This window comes from Algoriphagus yeomjeoni, from assembly GCF_003259505.1.
Lineage (GTDB): Bacteria > Bacteroidota > Bacteroidia > Cytophagales > Cyclobacteriaceae > Algoriphagus > Algoriphagus yeomjeoni.
Window position 1 is genome coordinate 282,773 of record NZ_QLLK01000005.1, and the last position, 26,226, is coordinate 308,998.

The following is a 26,226-nucleotide window of genomic DNA, read 5'->3' on the forward strand; positions in this document are numbered from 1 at the left end:
AGTCTATTTAAAATCCACATTATGAGAAAGTTAATCGCTTTGTTCATGCTTGCAGGCATCCTTTTCGCACCTGTCATCGCTAACGCACAAGATGCAGCAGATACCGCAGCACAAGAAGAACCAACCCCAGTAGCAGTTGAGCCTGCTGCATCTCCTACAATTATTGACGATGAGATCGTTGAAGAGGAGCTAAGCTTCCACCAAGTTGTAAAGGAGAAATTCATCGAAGGTGATCCTCTTTACATGACTCCAGTATTGATCTGTTTGATCTTGGGTCTTGCGGTTGCATTGGAAAGAATCATCACCCTGAACCTTTCTACGACCAACACTAAGAAATTGTTGACTAAAGTGGAAGATGCTCTTGAATCAGGAGGAGTAGAAGCAGCCAAAGATGTTACTAAAAACACTAAAGGTCCTGTAGCTTCTATCTTTACTCAAGGTCTGATGAGATATTCAGAAGGAATCGAGATGGTGGAGAAATCTATTATTTCTTATGGTTCTGTAGAAATGGGTAGATTGGAAAAAGGTCTGGTATGGATCTCACTTTTCATCTCTCTAGCTCCAATGTTAGGATTCATGGGTACAGTAATTGGTATGATCGGTGCATTCGATTCTATCGAAGCAGCTGGTGATATCTCTCCATCTCTAGTTGCGGGTGGTATCAAAATCGCCCTTTTGACTACAGTTGCTGGTTTGATCGTAGCGATCATCCTTCAGTTGTTCTACAACTATTGTGTAGCTAAAATTGATTCTTTGGTTAATGACATGGAAGATGCTTCCATAACATTGGTTGACATCTTGGTTAAGCATAAATTGACTGGCAAGTAAGCCGTCAATTTTGTTGGACCTGAATTTATACGTTAACCTCAAAGAAAAACTACATTATGGATACTTATGACATCTTATTATACGGAAGTTACATCCTAATCGCAGTTGGTGCTGTAGTGGCTGTTTTTATGCCATTGATCAAGTCTTTGGATAATCCAAAAAGCTTGCTTAAAACTGCAGTGGGAATTGTTGGTATAGTTGTTTTGTTCTTCATAGCTTACTCAATTTCAAGCAATGAAGTACTTCCAAAATTTGAAGCTTCTCCTTTTAACTTGACTCCTGCGGGATCTCAGTTAGTTGGCGGAATGCTTATCACCACCTATATTCTTGCACTCGTTGCTTTAGGTAGCATCGTATTGACAGAATTGAATAAAGCGATAAAGTAATATGGCCAGAAAGAAAAATAGAATGAGTACGGAGGTCAATGCAGGCTCTATGGCAGATATTGCTTTCCTGCTACTGATCTTCTTTCTCGTCACCACTACGATCGCATCGGATAAGGGTATTTTAAATATTCTTCCTCCGAAGCTTGATCCAAACAATCCTCCTCCAGAAATTGATCTGAATGAGCGAAATATCTTCACTATTCTACTTAATGCCAATGATCAGTTGTTGGTTGAAGGTGAATTCAGAGATAATCCTGATGGATTAGATGAAGATGTTAAGGCGTTTATCTTGAATTTTGGTCAGCCAGATGAAGAGGGTACAGCGCTTTATAACACGCTTCCAGCTTCCTTGAAAGCATTGTCAGCAAAACTTCCAGATTCTTCGGATGATCCAGGAGAGGCGGTAGTTTCGATAAAAACAGACCGTGGTACCAGCTATGACAAATATCTTGAAGTATTTGATTTAACTAAGAAGGCATACTTCGATATTTATGCTGCTCGAGTTAATTTAAGTACTGATGAGTATAGAGCATTGACTGGTAAAAATGATGCTGAAGTAAGTTTACAGGATAAAGGCAAGGAAGGAATTCCGATGGCTATATCTATTGCAGAACCTAATAAGATAGGAGGAAATTAAAATGGGAAAGTTCGGAAAGAAAAATAAAGTCTCGGAGAATATCCCAACCTCAGCGTTACCGGATATTATCTTTATGTTACTCTTCTTTTTCATGGTAACAACCGTGTTAAGAGATCAGGAGATATTGGTGGAGCAGAAAATTCCTCAAGCAACCCAGCTTCAAAAGCTTCAGAAAAAGACGCTTATTTCTTATATCTTCATTGGTAAGCCTAAGAATACAGCACTTTATGGTACAGAACCTAGAGTACAAGCGAATGATGCCTTATTGAATACTCCTGATATTGTTCAGTGGGTGAACCAAGAGCGTGATTTGCTTCCTGAATCTGATCGTGGATTAATTACTATTTCCATGAAAGCTGATAGAGATGTGAAAATGGGTCCTATCTCTGATGTTCAGACTGAACTAAGAGAGGCAGATGCAAGAAGAATACTTTACGCTTCTACAGGTAAAGTTAAGAACGATTAATATTTTCTATTGATTATATAAAAGCTATCCCAATTCCAGGGATAGCTTTTTTTTGTAGTACCTATGCTAGCTTCTCTTAAAGACACCCAGAAAATTCAAAATGCCTGGGCGATGTATGACTGGGCAAATTCAGTTTACAGTTTGGTGATTACTTCGACGATTTTTCCAGTTTATTTTAATAGTGTTACAAAGGGGTTAAGCGCTAATGATGCTGTTGATTTTTTTGGTTTTGAAATCGTAAACACAGTTTTATATTCTTATTCCATTTCCTTTTCCTTTTTAATTATTGCTTTGATCTCTCCAATACTGTCTGGTATTGCTGATGCAAGCGGAAAAAAACTTCAATTCATGAAGTTTTTTGCCTATATGGGCTCTCTTTCATGTGTTGCTCTTTTCTTTTTTGATGGAAATAATCTTGAGTGGGGGATATGTTTTAGTGTCTTAGCAAGTGTGGGGTATGCTGGAAGTATTGTTTTTTACAATGCCTATTTACCAGAGATTACCACTCCTGATAAATTTGATCTTTTAAGTGCAAAGGGGTTTGCCCTGGGATACATTGGTAGTGTTATATTATTAGTTGTGAATTTGCTAATGATCCAGTTTCCATCTTGGTTTATGCTTTCTGATGATGGCATGGCAGCACGTTTTTCATTTTTAATTACGGGTCTATGGTGGGCTGGATTTTCTCAGATTCCTTTCAGAATACTACCACAAAACCCATTTGGAAAGGATATTAGAAAAGAGTTTTTGCTCAAAGGTTACCAAGAAATACGAAAAGTGTGGAATGAGGTAAAGCAAATAAAAGTGATGAATCGATTTCTCGCTTCCTTCTTTTTTTATTCTATGGGTGTCCAAACAGTAATGTACTTAGCTGCCACGTTTGGAGATAAGGAACTTGGATTACCTGGTGATCAGTTAATCATGACTATTTTGATTATTCAGATAGTGGCCATAGCAGGTAGCTATTTCTTTGCGTTTATTTCCAAAAAATATGGGAATAAGCAGAGTTTGGTGATTATGGTTTTGATCTGGGTAGGGATATGCGCAGGTGCATATTATGTCTATACTGTATATGAGTTTTTTGCCTTGGCTTTTGTAGTCGGATTGGTGATGGGAGGAATACAGTCCTTATCTAGATCAACATTCTCCAAGTTAATCCCGAGAGACACCACAGACCATGCTTCCTATTTTAGCTTTTATGACGTGACCGAGAAGGTAGCTATTGTCCTAGGTACTTTCTCCTATGGATTTATAGAGCAAATCACAGGAAGTATGAGGAACTCTGCTCTTTCTCTAGGTTTATTTTTTCTTGTTGGCTTAGGTTTCCTACTTTTAGTTACTATCCCTAAGAAGGGGTTGGGACCTGAAGTAGGATAACATGCAAAAAATACTAGCTGGAAATCAAGTCAAAGATCTTGATTCACAACACCTGAAATTATGCGGGCAAGAAAGCCATGAGTTAATGGAGGCGGCTGCGCATTCTTTTGTGAATTGGTTTGTGGACCAAAATTTTTCTCTAAACTCTCCTGTTCTAATTGCTGTAGGAGGTGGAAATAACGGAGGCGATGGGTTGGCAATTGCGAGATTATTAACTGAGAAATCATTTTCAGTTTCAATACTTCAATGTTTTGAATCTATTGACAAATTGAGTCCTGATGGACTTTTGAACTATAACAATCTTCCCAAGTCGATTGACCTTATATCTTTTGAAAATTGGGAGTTTCCAGAGGATTCCATATTGATTGACGCATTTCTTGGCGTTGGTTTAAAGGGAGAGCTTAGACCAGTTGCGAAGAAGTATATTACTCGGTTGAATGAATATGATGGAAAGGTAATCAGCATTGATATCCCTTCGGGCTTGCCTTCCGATGACATTGTATCAAATACAGCGATAAAAGCAGACTTTACTGTTAGTTTTGAATTTCCGAAGCTTTCATTGATTTTACCAGAGCACGGTGAATTTGTTGGTGAATTAGTAGTCCTGAAAATTGGGGTAGTAAATGCAGCCTACAATGGGATAGATTCATCATTATATTATCTGGAAGCACAAGACATTCCTCCATTGCATAAATCTTTTAGCAGGTTTAGTTACAAAGGAGATATGGGTAAGGTACTGCTGATGGGCGGGAGTCCTGGAAAAATGGGAGCACTTATTCTATGTGCTAAAAGTGCCTTGCGAACAGGTTCAGGCTTGGTTACTTGTCACATGGAGGATTCAGAACGTTTTATTATCCAAACTGCTGTTCCTGAAGCGATGGCCTCATGGGGACTGATCCCAAATCCTGAATTTTACGATTCGGTAGGGATAGGTCCAGGCTGGGGGACGGAAAATAGGGAGCGTTTATTCCGGCAGTTTCTACAGGACTTTAAAAAGCCTATTGTAATAGATGCAGACGGATTGAATCTATTAGCGAGGTATCGTGATTTGGTGCCCTTGCTTCCAAAGAGTTCTATTCTTACTCCTCACATCGGAGAGTTTACAAGACTCGTTGGCGCTGCGGGGAATCATCCAGAGCGGTTAGAAAAGGCAAAAGCATTTGCTTTAGAGAACCAATTAATTTTGGTGCTAAAAGGAGCAAATACAGTTGTAAGTTTACCTGATGGAAGACAAGTTGTCAATTCTTCTGGGACTAAATATATGGCAACTGGAGGTTCTGGAGATGTGCTTACAGGAATGATTACTTCTTATCTAGGTATGGGGTACACTCCTGAAAATGCTGCGCTTTGTGGCGTTTATCATCACGGTTTGGCAGGAGAAATAGCCTCACGTACTAAGAGGAGATCTATGGTTGCAAGTGATATCATAGAAGCAATTCCAGCGACTTACCTTCACTTGAATATTTCTTGATTATTTCTGTTTAAGCAAACTTTATCAGTTTTCCTGAGGTTTCTCATTTATCCATTTTTACTATGAACAAAGAGAAGCTTTTACTCTGGACTTTAGCCGCCATCAATTTTATTCACATTGTCGATTTTATGATTTTGATGCCCTTAGGGCCTCAGCTCATGCGGATCTTTGATATTTCACCGCGTGAATTTGGACTTTTAGTTTCATGCTATACATTTAGCGCAGGAATTTCAAGTTTTTTTGGAGCCTTTGTCTTAGACCGTTTTGATCGAAAAAAAATATTGGTTTGGGTGTACATAGGTTTCGCTATTGCCACTTTAGGATGTGCATTATCACCTAGCTACCCAGTTCTTTTGGCTGCTCGAGTGATCTCAGGTTTATTCGGTGGGTTAACATCGGCTTTGATTTTAGCTATTATTGGCGATGTTATTCCGGATTCCAGGCGTGGTCGGGCGATGGGATTGGTGATGGCAGCTTTTTCTGTAGCATCTGTACTTGGTGTTCCTTTGGGCTTGTTCCTTGCAAGCTTATCAGATTGGCATACACCATTTTTCATCCTTACGGGATTATCAGTATTGAGCCTTGGGATGATTGTCAAATACATTCCAAATATCACAGAACATCTTAAAAATGATGTAGTTCGACCAAATCCTTTAGTCGTGATTCGTAGAGTGACGAGCGATTCTAATCAAATGCGAGCAATCACACTTTCGGTAATGATGATGTTTGGGCAATTTATGGTAATTCCATTCATTAGCCCTTACACTGTGGCAAACGTCGGGTTCACTGAGTTACAGCTCACCTATATTTATATGGCTGGAGGTGCATTTACTATTTTCACATCCCCCTGGGTTGGGAAGCTATCTGATAAGTACGGCAAGCAAAAGATCTTTATCATCTTTATGCTGCTTAATTTGATTCCCATTGCCATAATTACCAATCTTGGAGTTACACCTGTGCCTTTTGTATTGATGGTTTCCACAATGTTTTTTGTCACTTCAAACGGAAGGTATGTGCCAGCCGCAGCAATTGTCACAGGGACTTCGAAACCTGAAAACAGGGGTAGTTTTTTAAGTTTCAATTCAGCAGTACAACAATTAGCTACGGGGGTAGCATCTTTAATGGCTGGAATAATAATAGGTGAAAATGCAGCAGGAGAATTAACCAATTACAATATCGTTGGATATTTGGCCATCGGTTTTAGCTTGGTATGTATTCCGCTTGCAAGGAGAATTAAAGTGGTTAGTTGAAAAAAAATCCCCAACATTTCTGAAGGGGATTGATGATTTTAAAACTCTGCGTTTCCAGGAGTTCGAGGGAATGCGATCACATCCCTGATATTTCCCATTCCGGTGACAAAAAGCACCATTCGCTCAAAGCCAAGTCCAAAGCCGGCGTGAGGCGTAGCACCGAATCTTCTGGTATCCAGATACCACCACATTTCGTCTTGTGGAATATTCATTTCTTCCATTCGTTTAGTGAGTACATCCATTCGCTCCTCTCGCTGAGAACCGCCGACTATTTCACCGATCCCAGGGAAAAGAATATCCATCGCAGCAACAGTTTTCCCATCGTCGTTTTGACGCATGTAGAATGACTTGATGTCCTTAGGATAGTCAGTAAGAATTACCGGCTTTTTGAAGTGTTTTTCTACCAAGAATCGCTCATGCTCAGATTGCAAATCAGCTCCCCAAGATTCGATTAGATAGGAGAATTTCTTTTTCTTATTCGGATTTGAGTTGCGAAGAATATCAATGGCTTCCGTGTAAGTAATTCGCACAAAGTCATTATCTACTACGAATCTCAGCTTATCCATCAAGCTCATTTCGCTTCGCTGATCAGCAGGTTTTACTTTTTCTTCTTCCTGGAGCCTTGTGTCAAGGAAAGCAAGATCCTCTGCACAATTGTCAAGTGCATATCGAATGACATATTTTAAGAAATCTTCAGCAAGATCAGCGTTGTCCTCTGCATCATAGAAAGCCATCTCCGGCTCTATCATCCAGAACTCAGCTAAATGCCTTGTTGTGTTTGAATTCTCTGCTCGGAAAGTAGGGCCAAAGGTATAGATGTCTGCAAGTGCCATTGCTGCCAATTCACCTTCCAGCTGACCAGATACCGTCAGGTTAGTTTCTCTTTCGAAGAAATCTTGCTTGTAGTCGATCCCTCCCTCGCTAGTTTTTGGAGGGTTTTTCAAATCAAGCGTAGTTACTTTAAAGGTCTCCCCGGCTCCTTCTGCATCTGAAGCAGTGATGATTGGTGTATGGATATAGAAGAACCCTTTATCGTTAAAGTATTTATGTACAGCAAAAGCTAAGGCATGCCTAACTCTAAATACTGCGCTGAAAGTATTGGTACGCATTCTCAAATGCGCATTTTCCCGAAGGAACTCCATAGAGTGCTTCTTAGGCTGCAGAGGATATTTTTCAGGGTCCGCTTCACCAAGTACTTCGATAGAAGTTGCATTCAGTTCAGAGCTTTGACCTGCACCCTGAGATGCTACTACGTTTCCGGTTACCTTAAGGCAGGCGCCTGTAGCACACTTTTTAAGGATTTCCTCTGAAATCAGATTGGGGTCAGCCACCACCTGGTAATTGGTAATGATGGAGCCGTCGTTAAGTGCAATGAATGAAACATTTTTGTTCCCTCTTTTTGTACGTACCCAGCCCATGAGCGTCACTTCTGTTCCAATAGGATTAGTATCCAGGATGGTCTTGATTTTGACTCGTTTGTTAAATGCCATTTGGTGATTTGTTAATACAGGAATTATTATCCTGCGAATAATTTAAAGGAATGCAAAAAAACGATTAAATAAGCTTTTTATCAAAAAATTGCTCGTTTTTCCTAACTTTGGCATAAGGGCTTTTTCAAGAGAAAAGGCCTTTTTTGAACCCAAACAGCAGGTTTTACCAAATACTGAATGCAAAAGTTAAATCTTAGCCAATCACTTTCCCAGAAGCTTTCACCTCAGCAAATACAATTTATCAAATTGCTGCAGGTGCCGACAGCCGAATTGGATACCCGAATCGAAGAAGAACTCGAGATTAATCCTGCGCTGGAAGAAGGAAAAACAGAAGAAAAGGATAGTGCGGAGGAGGAATTTGATGATAACTATGAGGAGGAGCCTCTAAAAGATGACCGCGATGTAAATATAGATGACTACTTAGATGATGAGTATGGAGGCTATAAAATGCAGGGCGATGGCAATTACAATGCAGATGAGGAGGATAGAGAAATCCCTATTTCCAGTCAGTCATCACTTCACGAGCAGCTCGTGTCACAATTAAGTTACCTCAAGTTAGATGATAGAGAAAAGATCATTGGGGAGCAGTTAATTGGTAGTATTGAGAATGATGGGTATATCCGTAGAGATTTAGAGGCCATAATTAATGACTTAGCATTCAGCCAAAATATTGAGACCGATATTGATGAGCTAGAAGAGATTTTGAGAAAAATTCAAAATTTTGATCCTGCTGGAATTGCCTCGAGAAATCTTCAAGAGTGTCTTACTATACAGCTTGAGCGCAAAGAGCATCCGGATGACCCAACGGTGCAAAATGCACTTAGGATTATGCAGGATTGCTTCGATGAATTCACCAAAAAGCATTATTCGAAAATTCAGAAGCGTTGTGATCTGAGTGATGAGGAGACCAAAGAAGCAGTTAATTTGATTACTAAACTGAATCCAAAGCCAGGAGGAGTGGCGGATGGCTTAGTTCGGACACAATACATCATTCCGGATTTCATGCTGACCAATACTGCTGGCAAATTTGAGATCAGCCTAAATTCTAAGAATGCACCGGAATTAAGAATATCCAGATCTTATTCTGAGATGTTTGACGCTTACGATAAAAGCGATAAGAAGGATAAAAAACTGAAGGAGACAGTCACTTTTGTCAAGCAAAAGCTAGATGCCGCCAAGTGGTTCATTGATGCTATCAAGCAAAGACAGAATACTCTTTTGAGAACCATGGAGGCTATTCTTCAATATCAAAAAGAGTTTTTCATTGACGGTGATGAAACCAATCTTCGTCCCATGATTTTGAAGGATATAGCGGAGAAAATTGATATGGATATTTCTACCGTTTCACGAGTGGCAAACAGTAAAGCGATTCAGACAGAATTTGGAGTTTACCCACTTAAATACTTTTTCTCCGAAGGAATAGCAACTGATAGTGGCGAAGATGTGAGTAACCGTGAAGTGAAATCTGTTCTTCAAGGAATGGTAGATGCAGAGGATAAGAAGAAGCCACTTTCGGATGATAAGCTGGTCAAAATGCTAAATGCTAAAGGCTATAATATTGCGAGAAGGACTGTTGCAAAATATCGTGAGCAACTCCAAATCCCTGTAGCTAGACTAAGAAAAGAATTGTAGTGGGGAGGATTTTTTCGTTAATTATTTCAGTTGTCTTGCAGCCACTGGTCATTCCAAGTTTAGTTTTTGGGTTGATGTTTTTTACTGTTCCTGAGTCTACAAGTATCCCTGAGGAATTCAAAGTCCGAATCTTTTACCTGATCGTTTTGTCTACACTTGCTATTCCTATGATCACAATTCTAGGATTGCGGTTGAGTGGAACCCTCAGAAGCGTTCATATGGCTGAGTTAAAGGATCGGGCTATTCCTTTTTCAGTCACTAGCATTTATTACGTCCTCACCGTCTATTTTTTATATCAAAAGAAAGAACTTGATCCAATTCTATGGCAGGTACTTGGGGTAATCACACTGGCGATTGTAGGCCTTACCTTGATTACTTTTGTATGGAAGATGTCTGCACATTTAACTGGAATGGGAGGGCTACTGGCGCTGGTCCTGGTGCTAGGGTTTAAATTCCCTACTTTTCGGCCACTTTACCCTTTACTTGCATCGTTAGTGCTAACTGGGCTGGTTGGGACAGTTAGGTTGTTCTTAGAGGCTCATAGGCCTATTGAGATTTATGTTGGTTTAATTTTTGGTTTTTTACTTTGCTTTGTAGGTTTTAGTTGGATTTGGGCATAAAAAAACCGAGCTAAAGCCCGGTTTTTCAAATTCAAATTATAAAAGGTTATTAGAAAACGTTTACGGCAATACCAAAGTTGATTTGGGTAGCTTCTGTGCCATTTGGTCCCATACCTTTCTGAAAGACTTTATTGAGTCCGAAATAACTCCAAGCATAAAATCCTGGAGAGCCAGCTTTAACTGAAATACCGTATCGGAACTTTTCAAAACCATAATTCTGCGAATCTTTGATTTGTCTCTTCAAGTCATCTGAGTTTTCATACTTTACTTTGGTGTGTGACTCATAGAGATAACCGAATTTCCCGCCTACACTTACTGCAAAGCCTTTAGAGTAGTTCGTTTTATTAAAGTGGTAAACGAAGTCCAAGGGAATATCAAAGTAATTAGCAGCTACTACGTTCTTTTTGATATTTATATCATCTCCCAATACTTCAGTGATTTCTCTTAAAACACTCGATTCAGCGCCAAGCGCAGGATTGTTGTATAATGTCTGATCGTCCTTGAAAGCATATTTGTCAGTTCCGACTCCTATACCAATATCCATGGTGAATCCAGAGGCATCACCAAAAATAGCAATAGGGTATTGATAGTAAACATTGAATGTGCGTGAGGCAAAGAAGTTGATGCCAAGGTCTTCGGCCCTGTTATTAAGTTGGTTGAATCCAAATTCTAACTTCAAGTCACTTGGGATATTTGGTCTTCCTCCGATTGGAGTCTTTGATTTTTTGGCGATTTGCAGGCTGTCCTGAGCGAATGCTCCTTGAATCAAAACAAATGCGAACAGGAAGGTGTATATTTTTTTCATCAAATTGGTTTACTTAAATGCACTCAATGCGGGCAAAAATAGGAAATCCCAGCTGATTTACCCCTTTTTTGGTCTTAATTATTCTTAAGGAGGAACGCCGGAACAGAAAGAAAATTATTAAATTTCTATACGACGGTGTTTGGATAAAATCTAATTTTAAATACCTTTGCATTCCAATTCGGCTTCGTAGCTCAACTGAATAGAGCACCTGATTACGGCTCAGGAGGTTTCAAGTTTGAATCTTGACGAGGTCACAAGGTAAAAGCTTCATAGTTTTCTATGAAGCTTTTTTTGTGTTTTGCCCATTCTTATTTAAAACCATTTTTTTTAAAAGAGAATTTATACTCATTTTAGTCTAACAATTCAGTCCTTTGAGATTTTCAATGAAAAAGTACCTTCCATTTCTGATACTTATTTTAGCTAGTTGCAGCCTTTTTGAGAAGACTGACTTGGTGGATATCCAAGAAATAGATGGGCCTTGTACCATTCAGCTTACGGATGGTACCAGCGTAGTGAGTAATGGCAATATTGAGATCAGTAAACGGACTCAGGCTATCACTTACCGTGATGAGAATAATAAGATCTGGTCACTATTTAAAAATGATTACACTAGCTACACTTGTGAATAGTCAGTAGTATTTGTTTTCTAGACAAAAAGAAGCCCCAATAAGAATTGACTTATTGGGGCTTCTTTTTAAGCGCTTTGTCAGAATTATTTTTTGCGGTTGGTATCTGCTGCTTTCATTGCATCTTCCAGTTTCTGCTGGAATTTCGATTTCTTTTTATTCACATTCTTCGCTTTGCTCTCTTCCACTTTCGCTCTGATTTTCTCATCATCTACAAATAGCTTGATCAAGGCTTGCTGACCAAATGTCACCATGTTTGACACGAAATAGTAGAAGCTCAATCCTGCAGGATATGAGTTCAAAATAAACATGAACATCACCGGCATAATATAGCCCAAGTTTTTCATAGGCCCGGTTGCCGTAGTCAGCTGATTGTTGAAGTGCGTGTAAATAATCTGAGACACCGTCATCAATAGTGTAAACATACTCACATGAGATCCATAGAAAGGGATGGTAAATGGGAGTTTGAAAAACACGTCATAGGTAGAAAGGTCATTTGCCCAGAGAAATGATTCTTGGCGTAGTTCAATTGCATTTGGAAAGAAGAAGAACATCGCAAACAAGAATGGCATCTGAAGCACCATCGGCAGACAACCGGAGATAGGACTCACACCCAGCTTAGAGAAGAGCTTCATCTGCTCCTGCTGCATCTTGGTCGCGTCGTCACCATACTTCTCTTTCAGTTCGTCTATTTCTGGCTTGATCACACGCATCTTAGCCATACCTATGTACGATTTATAAGTGAGCGGGAAAAGCGCAAGTTTGATCAGAAATACGATGATGATAATGATGACACCGTAGTTGGTGAAGAACTTCTCCAAGAAGGCGAATAGATTAACGATAATATACTTGTTAACCCAGCTGACGAAGAAGTAGCCCATGTCCACATTTTCCTCAAATCCATTGGTGACTTTTTTGAGGGTATTGTATTGGTCTGGGCCGAAATAGTATGTGAAACCAGCTTTACCATCTTGAAGCGGGATAGATAAGCTGGTAGCCATATTGCGTACGATGGTACTGTCTGCTTCAGGAGTACTTTGGGTAATCGTGACGCTTTGGAACTCCGTATCAGCAATCATTGCTGCTGTAAAGAATCGTTGACTAAAGCCTACCCATTTTACAGGCTCAGGAATAGTTTCTGTTTCCAAATCATTTCCAGCTCCCAGGTTGTCAAAAGACTCTGAGGTAGTATAATAGTTAAGCTGGGCTTGTCTTCTAGATTCTGCGAGATTGCTCTCTTGAGCGATTACTTGATCTTCCCAGTTCAGGGATAGGGTGTTTCCAGTAAATACACTTTGATATCGATCTACTTCAAAAGATTTGTGTACTTGATAGCTACCATCAGCAAGAGTGAAAGTTTGGATAATTTGTCCGCTTTCTGTTCCTGCCTTAAGGGTTAGTGTCTGGATAGTTTTGCCATCTTCATTTTGGCTACTTCCTACCGATGGAGTGAAGTAAAGATCGTTCAGGTCTAAAGGTCCATTATTGCTTTCTATCAAGAAATCCATTTTTGAACTTTCCTCATTGAAAAGTTCAAGTGGCTCCATTTTCCAGCTTTTGTATTCTTTTAGAATTACCTTTTTGACTTGTGCTCCTTTAGAAGAAATTTCGACTAGAATTACGTCGTTTTCAAGTGTAAGAGTTTCTTCTTCTCCCACAGTAATACTTGCTAAAGCACCATATTTTGCAAGTCTTGCTGCATCCAGGGTACTATCATTTTCAGAAATAGTCTCTGTTACTGCTGGTTGGTTTGCTGCATTTGATTGAATCGATTCTGTTTGAGTGGTAGTGGCTGTTTCCACTTCTGGTATCTCAGGCGTACTCGCAAAGAAAAACGAATAAACAAGGATAACTGCTGCAAAAAGAATCAAACCAGTTGCTTGATTTCTGTCCATAAAGATTAATCGTAGTCCCGAAAATGAAACTTCGGGGTGTTTTATTTAATTTTTTTGTCAACAGCCGCCTGAATGAATCTCACAAAAAGTGGCTGAGGAGTTAATACTGTACTTTTATATTCTGGGTGGAATTGAACGCCAACAAACCAAGGATGGCTTTTGATTTCCACGATTTCTACCAAACCTGTTTCAGGATTTGTGCCTGTGGCGATCATGCCATTGCTCTCCATTTCCTTCAGATACTCGTTGTTGAACTCATATCTATGGCGATGTCTCTCTTGGATTTTCGATTTCCCATAAGCTTGGTAGGCCTTACTTCCTTTTTTGAGGTCGCAAGCATACGAACCAAGACGCATAGTTCCGCCCATTTGATCAATATTTTTTTGCTCTTCCATTAACCCAATTACCGGATTGCTCGTTTTCGGATCCATTTCGGTGCTATTGGCATCTTTTAGGTTGAGTACGTTGCGTGCGTATTCTATTACTGCCACCTGCATTCCTAGACAGATCCCTAGGAACGGAATGTTGTTTTCTCTGGCATATTTTACAGTCTCAATTTTGCCTTCGAAACCTCGCTCACCAAATCCCGGAGCAACTACAATTCCATCCAAATCAGTAAGTTTCTGGATGATGTTATCCGAATTTAATTCTTCTGAAGAAATCAATCGAAGGTTGACATCACACTCAATAGAAGCACCTGCATGGGTAAATGATTCGATGATAGATTTATAGGCATCAGGCAAGGATACATATTTACCTACTAATCCAATTGTCACTTCTTGTGTGGGATTTTTAAGCTTGCCAAGGAAATCTTTCCAATTTTCCAAGTCAGTGTTTTCTTTGGAAGAAAGCTTAAGCTTGGTCATTACGCGCTCATCCAACTTTTCCTTCTTCATCAGCAATGGCACGTCATAAATAGAGTCTGCATCCATTGCTTCAATTACATTATTCAGCTGAACATTGCAGAATAACGCCAGCTTCTTCTTCACATCAGAAGGTAAATGGTATTCTGTACGGCAAACCAAAATGTCTGGCTGAATACCAGCTTCCAGTAATTGCTTGACAGAGTGCTGAGTTGGCTTGGTCTTTAATTCCTTCGCTGCTTTCAGATAAGGAATCAACGTTAAGTGGATAACCAAGAAATTATTTGGGCCTAAATCCCATTTCGCTTGTCTTACAGCTTCAATGAAGGGGAGTGATTCTATATCTCCCACACAGCCACCTATCTCTGTGATTACTACGTCAACCTTTCCGTCTTCACCTAATTTGTAAAAATTGGCTTTGATTTCATCAGTAATGTGTGGAATAACCTGTACTGTTTTGCCAAGGAATTCACCTTTACGCTCTTTTGTGATCACATTGTTGTAGATCCTGCCCGTGGTGATATTATTGTCTTGGGAGGTAGGGATATTCAAAAAGCGTTCGTAGTGTCCTAGATCCAGATCTGTCTCAGCCCCGTCATCCGTCACATAGCATTCGCCGTGTTCATAAGGGTTTAGAGTGCCTGGATCGATGTTCAGGTAAGGATCAAATTTTTGGATGGTTACTCTGAAGCCTCTGGCTTGTAGCAACTTGCCTAATGAAGCAGCTATAATGCCTTTGCCTAGCGAGGAAGTAACGCCTCCGGTAATAAAGATGTATTTGGTGCTTGAAGCCATAAGAATGGGGGAGGATGGAAATTTGTTTGGATTCTTATGGGGCTCAAAATTATGGAAAAATTCCCGATTAATGGCTTTTTGAACTTTAAATAGATCACTTTTCTCGAATTTCTTGAGGTTTTATAAAAAAGTATATCCTGACAATACGTGTCAATTGTTGTTTGGTTTGTGGGAAAGGCAGTAGTTTTATTAGGTATTAAAGTCTGCAAGTGTGTGACTTTTAGCTAGTCTTACAGTGCTCATCATTTTAACGTATATCTTATGAATTCTAATCCCAGAGAAATTACACTCGTAAATCAAATCATAAAGGAACAGTTAGGTAGCTTTTGTGACCTGCAACCGAATGATAACGAATGCTTTATACTAAATCCAATAGATTTATATAGCAGCATAGATTGGACTAAGTTTGAGGAAGATCTTGATGTGTTAAATTCAATATATGCTATCCTTTTTGATGAGTTCGTGATTGCTCGTAAGAAGATAGTATGCTATTGGCCAAGTCAAGATTATGCTGACGATAAACTTTCAGAAATTAATGAATATTGTCTGTCAGCAGGAGTAGGATTAAATTTAGAGTTAAGCCAATGTTATGTGGATAGCGGTAATAAAATGTTTCCTGAACATGAAAGATTATGGTGTTCGTTTATGCTGTTTTTAGTTGAGTCTATATGTGAAGACATAAAGCTAAATGAGGAATTAGAAGAAATAGCTACTTTAAAATGTGACAACGAAAGTATCTTGGTTTTTAGTATAAGAGAAAATGGAATAACTCGTTATTCCTATTTAAAATCCCAAGTCTCCATATTTGAACTTGAAGGGGATATTGAGTGCTTTAAACAGGGGCTCGAAGGTGGGATGTCTTCTTTCTTAAATTTTCAAGAACTAATGGGTTTTCTTATGAATGAAATTAATATTAAAAAATATAGTGCTAACTTTTCTAATAGTTCATTAGAAAAACAATATTACAGAGCTATTAGTCTGAATTTTAATTCGTTTAATCTTGTCCAGCAATGGATGGCTAATTTTAATCAGAATTAGTTTTTGATGGAACAGGAATTTTTATTAGTAAAAAAAGCTATTTATTTCTCTGTTTAATAAAACAAAGAATGATAATTATATATATTGCACTTAGTTTGTAATTAACAATTATCAACAGATAAGAAAATATGAGAGATTTAATCAAAGAAGCTATTGCTGACCTGAAAAAAGGCGATGGATTTATTTATGTAACATCTGACGGAAGTAAGATCGATTTACATGAGGCGGCTACTAAGGGTATTGCAGTGACTCCTGTAAACCCGAAAGATCAGGTAATTAAAAAATTGGAGGCTGCTGGTCTTCATTTGAATGATGGTAGATTCTTAAATGAATTGAACGAATTGATTTCACTTGTAACGGGTAATAGCACTGGTGCTAAATCTTCTAAAAGAAGATCGTTCACAGATGCTGAGAAAAGTAAGATAGTTGAAGAGTGGAAGAAGGTAGAGGCAGCAGGTAAAAAAACTAAAGCTGCATTTGCTAGAGAAATTGGAGTAGGCTATCAGACATTTATTAACTGGTTAAGAAGTTAATTATACTTAACATAGAAAAAAAGACAGCTTATTGGCTGTCTTTTTTTGTTTTAATGATGAGCTATGAAATTTTCCATTTTCTTAAAGTTGTGATAAATGCTAAAGATGCCAGAATGATAAAGGAGATTAGAGATTGTAGTACTATGGGGGGAAGATTTATCACAGGTACTGATATTTTAGGCAGTGATATCGCTAATTCTGGATAGGTGATATCAGGTAGCTGACTAAATAAGGAATTAGCTTCGCTGCCATTGGGAGCAAATAAAAAGACCGTGATAAATAGTATTACCAAAGTACTTCCAATAATCTTCCATGCTAAAGAAGAAATCACTGGTTTATAGACTGTTAACGAGGTCCTTGAGTTTATCTTCTCCAATATAGATTTATGAAAACCTACTGAAGGAGACATTGTACCGAGCTCAGAAATGAACTGTCTTATATATTCCTCTTCCTTTCCTTGATTTGTCATTTGCTCATTTATTGAAATTCATTTGTACTATTGGAACCAGCCTATTTATGGGTTACAATTGGTGGCGTTCCTTACCATTTCCTTTCTAACTAAGTTAGTCTTCATTTATAGCAAATGAATTAATTCACTATTTGTTATTTTTTGCAGAGATTCTAAAAGACTTTTTCTTCCTCTATGTAATAGAATTTTCACATGAGAACTTGTCAATCCCATTATTTCTTCAATTTCTTTTACGCTTTGTTCTTCTAAATAAAACAAGGTAAGTGCTGCAGATTCTGCGGGCTTCATGGCATCCAAACCTCGTTTTATTAGATCCTTTCTTTCAACTAGTTGTAGTGATTTTAATCCATCCAAGTAATCTGATGAATTACTTTCCATTTCCTCTACCTCATCTAATTGGACCGTATAATTCTTTGATTTTCTCAATCTACCCACTGCCTCATTATATACAATAGTATATAGCCAAGTAGTAAATTTGGATTTTCCTTCAAATGTTTTCAAGGAATGGTACGCTTTCATAAAGGCGTCCTGACATGCCTCCTCAGCTTCCTCTTTGTTTTTAAGAATTCTCATTGCCAAGGTGAATACATATTTCTCATGCTTTTGGATCAATTGTCCATAAGCATTCATATTGCCCCGTAAGGTTTGCTGTATATAAAGGTGGTCTTCCTTGAATCGCATTTTCACATTGGATGCATATACCTTAAAAAAAGTTACAATTTTTTCAACAGAGTTGTAACCTTTTCTAAGGCTACCCACATCATAGAAGAAAAAACACACAGCATATGGCAGATACCATCTTAGTAACACTGATTATTTTCTCCTGTATTTTCGGGGTTGTCTATATTTTCTTGACTACTCGCAATAAGGAAAGATTGGCACTGATAGAAAACGGCGCAGATGCAAAGCTCTTCAACTCTGGTAAAAAGTACAGCTTTGGCCAATTTATCTTGAACTTAGCACTTCTAGCCATAGGGGTAGGAGTAGGAGTCTTGATTGGCGCACTATTGAATAATCTAGGGGTCGAAGAAGGAATCGCATTCTCTTCTAGCATCTTCATTTTCGGGGGTATAGGCCTGATGTCAAGTTTTTTCATGAACAGAAAGCTTGAAAAAGAGGAAAAATAATTCAGACCCAAAGTCCTTTCACAGACCTTCCTTTTACAGGGAAGGTTTTTTTGCTTTTACCCCAAAGGGCCTTGCTCTCGAAATTCTGATTATTTTTGTGAAAAAATAAACGATTTGGATCACGCACAACTACTATCAGCTTTTAGGGAAAAAGGTGTTCTGCACCTGAAAGAAGGAAACGGTAACGCACTTACCCTGATGAAACCGGAGCTTTGGCAGGTTAACATGGGTGAAGACTGGACATTTTTACTTTTTGATCTATTCCAGATCCGCACGATTTGTGAACCATTCTCAGAGGTTTCGCTAGATATTGTAGAATATGCAAACAAGCCGACGGTGTATCATAGTCCTGCGAATCGTATTATTAAGAATGGGCCTATCGTTGATGGAGTGCTGAAATTTAGTCTCATTTTAGAGCCAAACTGGAACAAGTTATTATTTCAAATCTCCCAGCCAGTCCTTGTGAATTTGAATTCAAAGGAAATGACTGCCCACCAAACACCTTTATTATTTCCATTGCTGAGTCCCAGTACAAAAGAAATGTATTTAGGGCCAGAAGGGGAAGTCAAAATTATCAAAGGATGAATTTCAAATCGCATCTTGACGAATTCGAAGTCTTCGAAAAAGTAGCAAAAGCAGCATCCAAGTTGGGTTTAGAAACCTATGTGGTGGGCGGCTATGTAAGAGATTTGATTTTGAAAAGAGAAAAAAGTGGGCAGAAGGATATTGATTTTACTTGTGTTGGTAGCGGAATAGAACTTGCCAAAGAAGTAGCAAAACAATATGATGAACATGTGCCACTTTCTGTTTTCAAGAACTTTGGTACGGCTATGCTGAAGTTGGACGATTTCGAATTGGAATTTGTAGGAGCTAGGAAGGAGTCCTACAGAGCTGATTCAAGAAATCCAATTGTGGAGTCTGGTACTCTTCAGGAAGATTTGGAGCGGAGAGATTTCACGATAAATGCCATGGCTATTTCATTAAATAGAAAGGATTATGGAGAATTATTAGATCCATTTGATGGACTTGGTGACATTAAAAAGAAATTGATACGGACACCACTTGAGCCCAATATCACCTTTTCTGATGACCCACTACGTATGCTTAGAGCTGTTCGGTTTGCAGCTCAGTTGGATTTTGATATTGATGGAGATACCTTTTATGCCCTTAGCGAAAATGCTCACCGATTGAATATCATTTCGGCCGAACGAATCATTGTTGAGCTTAACAAAATCATTGAAGTCAAAAAGCCATCTTACGGGTTTAAATTGCTTTTTGCGGGGAAGTTACTTCATGAGTTTTTCCCGGAAATGGTAGAATTGCAAGGCGTGGACTCAGTGGATGACAAGTCCCACAAGGATAATTTTTACCATACGTTGCAGGTTCTTGATAATGTTTGCCAGACCAGTGATGACCTTTGGCTTCGTTGGGCAGCTATTCTTCATGATATTGCAAAGCCAGCGACTAAGCGGTTCAATAAAAAAGTTGGCTGGACATTTCATGGTCATGAAGACAAAGGCGCTAGAATGACACCGGGAATTTTCAGAAGGCTAAAGCTTCCCATGGACGACAGGATGAAATATGTGCAGAAGCTGGTGAAACTTCATCTTCGTCCGATTGCTTTGGTCAAAGATGAAGTGACGGATTCAGCAATGCGAAGATTGCTCTTCGAAGCGGGAGACGATATCGATGATCTAATGAAACTTTGCAGGGCTGATGTCACGTCTAAAAATAATAAGAAAGTAAAACGATACTTGGAGAATTTCGATAAAGTAGCTCAGAAGCTGATCGAAGTAGAAGAAAAGGACCAGGTCAGAAATTTCCAGCCTCCCATTTCTGGGGAAGAAATCATGAGGATTTTCGGTTTGGAGCCTTCAAAAATCGTTGGGGATATAAAAGAAGAAATTAAAGAAGCTATATTGGAGGGCAAAATTCACAATAATCCTGAACAGGCACGTGAATTGATGCTGGAGATAGCCAAATCCAAAGGATTGTCACCAGTGTTAGATCGCCCAAATTCATAAATTAAATCAAAATCAATCTAAAATGAAGCACGTATTTCTCATGCTGCTTATGGCCTTTTGCGCCAGCACTACTATTGCCCAGACTGCAGATTCTGTAGCTAGACTGGATCCTAAACTCAAGAAAACCCTGAATGTAGCGGATCAGGCTGCTTATCAACTGGCTATGCGCTACAATGATATGGCTTCAGCAAAGAGTTTTCTCTATGAATTGATCGTGAGAAACCCTGAAGACATTCGTTACATTGAGATGTTGGGATCACTTTATTATGAGTCAGGACAGTCCATGTCAGCAGCTCTTGTGTCTATGGACGTGCTGAAAGTCAATGATAAAAGCATCGCTTCTTTAGAAATCGCTGCTTATTCCTTAGAGCAAGTTGGGGCATTGGAAAGAGCACTTCCATACTTCGAAAGTCTTTATTTGCTAAGTGGCGATAATTTTAGCCTTTATAAAACAGGATATCTTCAGTACAGTTTGAAAAAATATCCTGAAGCTTTGAATTCTATGAACATGCTTATCAAAAATGCTAAGCCTGAGGATAAAGTCGGATTTCCTAAGTCTCAAACAGAAACCCAGGAGATTAGCATGAAAGCAGCAGCCCTGAACTTAAAGGGGATGATTTACCTGGACCAAGGCTCCAAAGTAGAAGCAAAGACTGCCTTTGAAGAAGCAATTTCACTAGATCCTTCATTTGATTTCGCCAAAGAGAATCTTGCCAAAACAAATTGATCTAATTCTAATCAAAAAATGAAGCTGGCATATTTGTCGGCTTTTTTTGTGGAATGATTTTAGGGTGGGAGTTAAATTTGCTCTAATCCAAATTGATTCAAACATATCTTTGGAATGGGATCACACCCATAATCAAAAAAGGTTGCCAAATATTGATTTGGCAACCTTTTTTGATTTGAAAATTAGTATTCCTAGTTGAGAAATAAGTAGTAAGCCAGAAATGTTGTGAACAATGAAATCCCGAAGCTCATGAAAATGATCTTCGAGTAATTTGTTACCCAATGACCTTTTTTGGTGTTTCCTTCTACTATCAACTGCCGCCTTGGTCTTATTACTTCTTGGATTAGTGCCAGGCAACCGAGGAAGTAAATTGTTAGAATAAGGGCGAAGCTTGCTGCGGTTTCCATGATTTTTTATTTGAACCCTAAATTTAGCATCATTTGAAGCCAAAGCTTTTGAAAAATAGAAACTTAACAATTTGATAATGAGCAAAAAAAAGGTGACTCATGCGAGTCACCTTTTTAATATTCCTAGATATTTTTATTTAATTGCTATTATATCAGCTACTCCATCAGGGTCATTTATAGCAGTTCCGCCATTCCTAGGTGTGCCATATAGCAATAATCCGCAGACATGTGGTGAAGCCATAGAAGTACCATTATAACTTGCATACCCGCCTGGCACAGTAGATAAAACACCTACACCAGGAGCAGCAAAATCAACAGGAGGGTTGCCGTAGTTTGAGAAAGAGGCAAATCTGTCGTTGCTATCGATAGCAGAAACGGTATAGATATTAGGTCCATTTGCTCTTGCTGGAGATGAATTGTTAGCATTACTACTTTCATTACCAGCTGCTAGAGCTACTTTTACTCCCGCATTACCAAGTGCGATTACAGCAGCATCAAGAGCTGCCGATGCTGGTCCTCCAAGACTCATATTAGCAACGTCTCCTGAAGCGGCACTAGCAGTCACAAAATCAACCCCTGCGATCACACCAGAATATGATCCGGAACCTCTAGAGTCCAATACTTTTACAGGCACTACAGTAGCTCCAGCAGCTACGCCGACTACACCTATTTCATTGTTTATGGCACCCACTGTTCCAGCGACGTGCGTTCCATGACCATTTCCATCACTTGAAAGATTAGAATCCTTTCCTTTGGTGAATGCATTAAATCCCGAATTTACGTCCACATTCAAATCCGGATGCGAAGCGTCAATTCCAGAATCGATAATATAAGCTTTGTTACTTCCAGCATAGGTTGCTCCTCCGCCTACTCTTGTAATTCCATAGGGGATTTCTTGAGAAGTTGATCCACCTCCACCTCCTCCATTACCTCTGCCCGGAGGAGGTGCTAATGCGATCACTCGATCTTGCTCAATAGCCTTGATGGAAGGGTCTTTTGAAATAGCTTGATATTGCTCGTCGGTTAAAGTGACAGCAAATCCTTCTATGCTGCTGCCATATACATAACCTAGATTTTCTTGGTCGATTCTATATTTTGATAATAGCTCCGAACCAGTTTTTCTCATAGATGCCTGGACGTCAATATAGGACATGTCTTTTCTGAAACTAATTCCTGTTGGCATTAACCTAACAATGTATTTCCCAGGAATGACATCACCCGACTGGTATTTCACAAATTCAATTGAATCTCCTGTGATAGGAGATTCTGCCTCTTGCTGGCAGGAGAAGGCAAGGGCCCCGATGAGGATTCCTGCATATAGTGCAGGTTTTTTCCAAAGTTGTTTTTGGTTGATCATAAAATATAGTGGTTAATATGTTTTGTAAACTAACTCTTTGATAAGCATTTAGAGCAGTTCACGCATATAATGTCTGGAAATTATATGAATTAACCAATTATTTGATGGTGTGATAAAAGCAAAAAAAAGCCCCGAACTATCGGGGCTAACTTCTTATTTTTTGATTTGGGATTCAATCATCTGGCCCATCCGGATTTTTCCGTCTAAGGTATTTGAGAGTTCTACTCGGTCCAGTTTGGTGACTCTGGCTGAGGAAGGAGTGCCCGTTACCTGTTCGATTGCCGTTCTGAGCATGATCTCATTTACATCTCCCAACGCTCTTAGTCGCTCGCTGTTTTCATTTACAGCAATATTGGGAGTGAACCCCGTATTGTAATCAGATTGATCTAAGCTGTTGAAACTTTGAGTAACTATAGGTAAAAGTCCATAAGCATTTTCAGTATTCTCTTCGTCTTCGATAGCGATGGATCCCACATTTTTTCCGTAGGTGACACCTCCTATAAGGAAGACATCCATATATGGTTTTAGACCATTGATGATTAGTTCAGATGCTGAAGCTGTTCCGCTTGAGGTCAACACGTAAATTCGATTTCCTGTTAATGAATTACCTATATTTTGTGTTTTTTCAAGGAAGGTAGTCTGCACATTACTCAAAGATGGAATATTTGTCATAATGAACTGATTGTATTTCGTCTTGGAAAAAACATCAGAACTGGTTACTCCAGGACCAATGAGGCTTGCTAAATTAACCGCAGAAGAAACATATCCTCCACCATTGTAGCGTAGATCCAAAACCAAATTAGTGATATTCTCTGCTTTCATTTTGGCAAAAACAGCATCCATTTCTTTGTCATATTTAGTAGCGTCTGCCGTAGTGCCAGGAGCAAAGAAATTATACACAACGTACCCAATTTTCTGATTATCAATTGTATAGATAGAGTCTAGAAAGTTTGGGTCTTCGGAGAACTGAATTGGAGTGAGAGAAATTTCTGGCATTTCTTCATAAGCCAAAGTCTCCTCATTGAAGCGAAGGGTGGTGATTGTATGGGTTAGCTCTGCTTGTCCACGAAGTTCAGAGAAGTTACTCCTCGTCAGTTCAATGCCATTTATTGCGACAATGACATCACCTCTTTTTAGGTCTTTAGATGCGGCAGGACTATTTTCCTTGGTGTAAATTACTTCTCCATAAACGTCATCAGAGTTCGGAACTCCATACCATTTAGCTTCGTATCCAGGGTCAAGTGAAATGCCTTGAAGGGAATTAATCAATTCTTGATAATCCGGGTAAATAACAGAAAATCGATCTGTAGGAGTGTTTAGAAGAGAGTTGAAATAGGCTGTAGGATCAGATGTCTCTGCGATTGGAGTCTTCATATTCTGCCTCCAGTAATAGACTTCATCCATTACATCATAAATCCAATTGTTAATTTGCTCTTCCAGCGTAGCGTTAGGATCGATTACAGGGTCTTCCTCGCCGTCCTTGTTGCAGCTCCAGAGCAGCCCACTAAGTATAGCCAGCAATAGAGCTCTTGTGATTAGGGTAGATTTCATATCTTGATAGTTTGGGTGATTACAAACGCTGCAATTAGCATAATCGTTTGATATTTAACTCGAAATATCAAAAGGACGAACCAAAAGAAACGTCGTGGGTTTGACTATCCTGCAATTCACCTTTCTCACATTTCAATACTCGATATGGATACTTACGAAGTAAATCATAATTATGGGTTGCCATTAAGATTGCAGTTCCCTTTTTATTTATTTCTTGGAAAAGCTTGAAGATGCCATCTGCCACATCTGGATCAAGATTTCCTGTAGGTTCATCTGCGAGCAGTATGGAAGGTTCATTAAGTAAAGCCCTTGCAATCACCACACGTTGTTGTTCACCTCCTGATAGCTGATGAGGCATTTTGCTGGAAGCATTATTCAGACCTACCAAAAGCAGGACTTCAGCCATACGGGCATTTATTTTTGCTTTGTCATTCCACCCGGTCGCTCTCATCACGAAAGCTAAATTTTCCGCAACAGAACGATCATTAAAGAGCTGGAAATCTTGGAAGATTATTCCGATTTTTCTTCTCAGGTAGGGGATATCCTTCGTTTTAATATTTTGCAGATTAAATCCTGCAACCTCCGCACTTCCACTTTTCAACTCCAAATCGGCATAAAGTGTTTTTAGCAAGGAGCTTTTTCCGCTGCCAGTTCTCCCAATTAGAAATACAAACTCGTGTTGCTCTACAGAGAAGTTTACATCAGTTAAGATGGGGTCAATTCCTTGAAAGATTGTCGCTTGTTTTACCTGAAGTACAGGCTGTGTGCTGAAATCCATTCTTAAAGTTCTAATTTTTGCAATTTCCCAAAAGGAAGATCTTTGATTAACGCTTCCAATTCATCTTCCTTTCCTTCTAGACCAAATTTCTCCATTTTTTTCAAGGGCCTATCTGCTCTGAAATAGGCGACTAATACAAAGTTCTCATCTCTGATCTGTATGTAGTCAGGGATTTTCGCTTTGCCTTTTACTTTGATGATATACATAGGGGAAATTAAAAAAAGACCGACAAATGCCGGCCTTTTACATGTTATTTACCAGCTGCTTTGGCATGGTCTGCCAAAAACGTTGCCAAACCTGAGTCTGTCAATGGGTGATTTAATAAGCTGGTGATTACTTTCAATGGACAAGTCACTACATCTGCACCAACTTCAGCACACTTTAGTAAGTGCATGCTGTGTCTAACTGACGCGGCTAGAACTTCAGTTTCGTAACCGTAGTTGCCGTAGATATGTACGATTTGAGCGATTAATTCCATTCCGTCAAAAGAAATGTCATCCAATCTTCCGATGAATGGAGAAACGTAGGATGCTCCAGCTTTAGCAGCTAAAAGCGCTTGGCCTGCGGAGAAAATCAAGGTGCAGTTGGTACGGATACCTTCGCTGCTGAAGTATTTAAGCGCTTTTAAGCCATCTTTAATCATTGGGATTTTCACGACGATTTTGTCATCGATCTTTGCAAGCTCTTTTCCTTCTTTTACCATGCCTTCGAAATCTGTGGAGATTACTTCAGCACTTACTTTATCATCTACGATATCACAGATCGCCTTGTAGTGAGCTCTTACTTTTTCATCTCCGCTGATGCCTTCTTTAGCCATCAAGGAAGGGTTGGTAGTTACGCCATCTAAAACACCTAGGTCATAAGCTTCGCGAATGTCACTAAGATTGGCTGTGTCAATAAAGAATTTCATGTTTAAATTGTTTAATAGGTATTGAAATCCCTTTTCTCAGATTTTAGTATTCTTGCCTTAATTCATAAAACAAGGTTAAAGCCCGATTGAAGGATGATTCCAAATGGATTTATTTGTAAGAAACAAAGTTAGAAGATTAATCAAGATTTGGAACTTGATTGGAG

The 26,226-nt window shown here is 39.1% G+C and carries 27 protein-coding genes and 1 tRNA gene; 17 read left to right on the top strand and 11 right to left on the bottom strand.

Annotated elements, in window-relative coordinates; all coding sequences use genetic code 11:
• The first annotated feature begins 21 nt into the window (after positions 1-21).
• From LV83_RS10570 to LV83_RS10600, 7 genes are all read left to right on the top strand, one after another.
• Positions 22-828, top strand: coding sequence for a MotA/TolQ/ExbB proton channel family protein (locus LV83_RS10570; RefSeq protein ID WP_111611495.1), 807 nt, complete (start codon positions 22-24; stop codon positions 826-828).
• Between the two features lie 56 nt (positions 829-884).
• Positions 885-1,214 (top strand): hypothetical protein, encoded by a 330-nt coding sequence (locus LV83_RS10575; RefSeq protein ID WP_111611496.1) that lies wholly within the window; start codon positions 885-887, stop codon positions 1,212-1,214.
• A gap of 1 nt (position 1,215) precedes the next feature.
• Positions 1,216-1,851, top strand: coding sequence for an ExbD/TolR family protein (locus LV83_RS10580; RefSeq protein WP_111611497.1), 636 nt, complete (start codon positions 1,216-1,218; stop codon positions 1,849-1,851).
• A gap of 1 nt (position 1,852) precedes the next feature.
• The gene (locus tag LV83_RS10585; RefSeq protein ID WP_111611498.1) at positions 1,853-2,317 is read left to right on the top strand and encodes an ExbD/TolR family protein; all 465 of its coding nucleotides are present in this window, start codon (positions 1,853-1,855) and stop codon (positions 2,315-2,317) included.
• Positions 2,318-2,380: 63 nt separating this feature from the next.
• Positions 2,381-3,694, top strand: coding sequence for an MFS transporter (locus LV83_RS10590; protein ID WP_111611499.1), 1,314 nt, complete (start codon positions 2,381-2,383; stop codon positions 3,692-3,694).
• Position 3,695: 1 nt separating this feature from the next.
• The gene (locus LV83_RS10595; RefSeq protein ID WP_111611500.1) at positions 3,696-5,165 is read left to right on the top strand and encodes an NAD(P)H-hydrate dehydratase; all 1,470 of its coding nucleotides are present in this window, start codon (positions 3,696-3,698) and stop codon (positions 5,163-5,165) included.
• A 62-nt stretch (positions 5,166-5,227) separates the two neighbouring features.
• Positions 5,228-6,415 carry an MFS transporter gene (locus LV83_RS10600; RefSeq protein WP_111611501.1) on the top strand — a complete coding sequence of 396 codons (1,188 nt, stop codon included), beginning with the start codon at positions 5,228-5,230 and terminating at the stop codon, positions 6,413-6,415.
• A 38-nt stretch (positions 6,416-6,453) separates the two neighbouring features.
• On the opposite strand, the gene asnS is transcribed toward LV83_RS10600, so the two are convergent.
• Positions 6,454-7,905, bottom strand: a complete 1,452-nt coding sequence (gene asnS / locus LV83_RS10605) for an asparagine--tRNA ligase (protein ID WP_111611502.1) — start codon at positions 7,903-7,905, stop codon at positions 6,454-6,456.
• 177 nt (positions 7,906-8,082) lie between these two features.
• Between asnS and rpoN the strand changes: the two genes are divergently transcribed.
• Both rpoN and LV83_RS10615 read left to right on the top strand, forming a co-directional pair.
• A complete protein-coding gene (rpoN, locus tag LV83_RS10610) occupies positions 8,083-9,537 on the top strand; it encodes an RNA polymerase factor sigma-54 (RefSeq protein ID WP_111611503.1) in 1,455 nt (484 codons plus the stop codon).
• Between the two features lie 74 nt (positions 9,538-9,611).
• A complete protein-coding gene (locus tag LV83_RS10615; protein ID WP_245947034.1) occupies positions 9,612-10,157 on the top strand; it encodes a PA-phosphatase in 546 nt (181 codons plus the stop codon).
• Between the two features lie 49 nt (positions 10,158-10,206).
• Here LV83_RS10615 and LV83_RS10620 read toward each other — a convergent pair whose 3' ends face one another.
• Positions 10,207-10,962, bottom strand: coding sequence for a porin family protein (locus LV83_RS10620; protein WP_111611505.1), 756 nt, complete (start codon positions 10,960-10,962; stop codon positions 10,207-10,209).
• A gap of 180 nt (positions 10,963-11,142) precedes the next feature.
• On the opposite strand from LV83_RS10620, the gene LV83_RS10625 reads away from it, so the two are divergent.
• Both LV83_RS10625 and LV83_RS10630 read left to right on the top strand, forming a co-directional pair.
• Positions 11,143-11,216, top strand: a tRNA-Arg gene (locus tag LV83_RS10625).
• A 129-nt stretch (positions 11,217-11,345) separates the two neighbouring features.
• Entirely contained in the window at positions 11,346-11,591 is a 246-nt protein-coding gene (locus LV83_RS10630; RefSeq protein ID WP_111611506.1) for a hypothetical protein, read from the top strand.
• Between the two features lie 83 nt (positions 11,592-11,674).
• Here the strand turns inward: LV83_RS10630 and yidC are convergent, their stop codons facing one another.
• Both yidC and LV83_RS10640 read right to left on the bottom strand, forming a co-directional pair.
• On the bottom strand, positions 11,675-13,483 hold the full coding sequence (yidC, locus tag LV83_RS10635) for a membrane protein insertase YidC (protein ID WP_111611507.1): 1,809 nt from the start codon (positions 13,481-13,483) through the stop codon (positions 11,675-11,677).
• Between the two features lie 41 nt (positions 13,484-13,524).
• A complete protein-coding gene (locus LV83_RS10640) occupies positions 13,525-15,141 on the bottom strand; it encodes a CTP synthase (RefSeq protein ID WP_111611508.1) in 1,617 nt (538 codons plus the stop codon).
• A 261-nt stretch (positions 15,142-15,402) separates the two neighbouring features.
• On the opposite strand from LV83_RS10640, the gene LV83_RS10645 reads away from it, so the two are divergent.
• Positions 15,403-16,179, top strand: coding sequence for a hypothetical protein (locus LV83_RS10645; RefSeq protein WP_111611509.1), 777 nt, complete (start codon positions 15,403-15,405; stop codon positions 16,177-16,179).
• Positions 16,180-16,307: 128 nt separating this feature from the next.
• Positions 16,308-16,712 (top strand): hypothetical protein, encoded by a 405-nt coding sequence (locus LV83_RS10650; RefSeq protein ID WP_111611510.1) that lies wholly within the window; start codon positions 16,308-16,310, stop codon positions 16,710-16,712.
• Between the two features lie 61 nt (positions 16,713-16,773).
• Here LV83_RS10650 and LV83_RS10655 read toward each other — a convergent pair whose 3' ends face one another.
• Positions 16,774-17,181 (bottom strand): hypothetical protein, encoded by a 408-nt coding sequence (locus LV83_RS10655; RefSeq protein ID WP_111611511.1) that lies wholly within the window; start codon positions 17,179-17,181, stop codon positions 16,774-16,776.
• Between the two features lie 105 nt (positions 17,182-17,286).
• A complete protein-coding gene (locus tag LV83_RS10660; protein WP_146613705.1) occupies positions 17,287-17,862 on the bottom strand; it encodes an RNA polymerase sigma factor in 576 nt (191 codons plus the stop codon).
• A 104-nt stretch (positions 17,863-17,966) separates the two neighbouring features.
• Between LV83_RS10660 and LV83_RS10665 the strand changes: the two genes are divergently transcribed.
• The 4 genes from LV83_RS10665 (at position 17,967) to LV83_RS10680 (ending at position 21,059) form a co-directional block, all read left to right on the top strand.
• On the top strand, positions 17,967-18,308 hold the full coding sequence (locus LV83_RS10665; protein WP_146613706.1) for a DUF6249 domain-containing protein: 342 nt from the start codon (positions 17,967-17,969) through the stop codon (positions 18,306-18,308).
• A gap of 114 nt (positions 18,309-18,422) precedes the next feature.
• The gene (locus tag LV83_RS10670; RefSeq protein ID WP_111611514.1) at positions 18,423-18,893 is read left to right on the top strand and encodes a hypothetical protein; all 471 of its coding nucleotides are present in this window, start codon (positions 18,423-18,425) and stop codon (positions 18,891-18,893) included.
• Positions 18,890-20,332: a CCA tRNA nucleotidyltransferase gene (locus LV83_RS10675; protein ID WP_111611515.1), complete on the top strand. Its 1,443-nt coding sequence runs from the start codon at positions 18,890-18,892 to the stop codon at positions 20,330-20,332. Before LV83_RS10670 ends, LV83_RS10675 begins: the two co-directional genes overlap by 4 nt.
• A 22-nt stretch (positions 20,333-20,354) precedes the next feature.
• A complete protein-coding gene (locus LV83_RS10680) occupies positions 20,355-21,059 on the top strand; it encodes a tetratricopeptide repeat protein (RefSeq protein WP_111611516.1) in 705 nt (234 codons plus the stop codon).
• Between the two features lie 540 nt (positions 21,060-21,599).
• On the opposite strand, the gene LV83_RS10690 is transcribed toward LV83_RS10680, so the two are convergent.
• The 5 genes from LV83_RS10690 to fsa all read right to left on the bottom strand — a co-directional run bounded on the left by LV83_RS10690 (position 21,600) and on the right by fsa (position 26,062).
• Complete coding sequence (locus tag LV83_RS10690) at positions 21,600-22,823, bottom strand: S8 family serine peptidase (protein ID WP_111611518.1); 1,224 nt, start codon at positions 22,821-22,823, stop codon at positions 21,600-21,602.
• Between the two features lie 153 nt (positions 22,824-22,976).
• On the bottom strand, positions 22,977-24,374 hold the full coding sequence (locus LV83_RS10695; RefSeq protein WP_111611519.1) for a S41 family peptidase: 1,398 nt from the start codon (positions 24,372-24,374) through the stop codon (positions 22,977-22,979).
• 67 nt (positions 24,375-24,441) lie between these two features.
• Positions 24,442-25,152: a cell division ATP-binding protein FtsE gene (locus tag LV83_RS10700; protein WP_111611520.1), complete on the bottom strand. Its 711-nt coding sequence runs from the start codon at positions 25,150-25,152 to the stop codon at positions 24,442-24,444.
• 2 nt (positions 25,153-25,154) lie between these two features.
• Positions 25,155-25,358, bottom strand: a complete 204-nt coding sequence (locus tag LV83_RS10705) for a fructose-6-phosphate aldolase (protein WP_111611521.1) — start codon at positions 25,356-25,358, stop codon at positions 25,155-25,157.
• A gap of 44 nt (positions 25,359-25,402) precedes the next feature.
• The gene (gene fsa, locus LV83_RS10710; protein WP_111611522.1) at positions 25,403-26,062 is read right to left on the bottom strand and encodes a fructose-6-phosphate aldolase; all 660 of its coding nucleotides are present in this window, start codon (positions 26,060-26,062) and stop codon (positions 25,403-25,405) included.
• Positions 26,063-26,226: the final 164 nt, after the last annotated feature.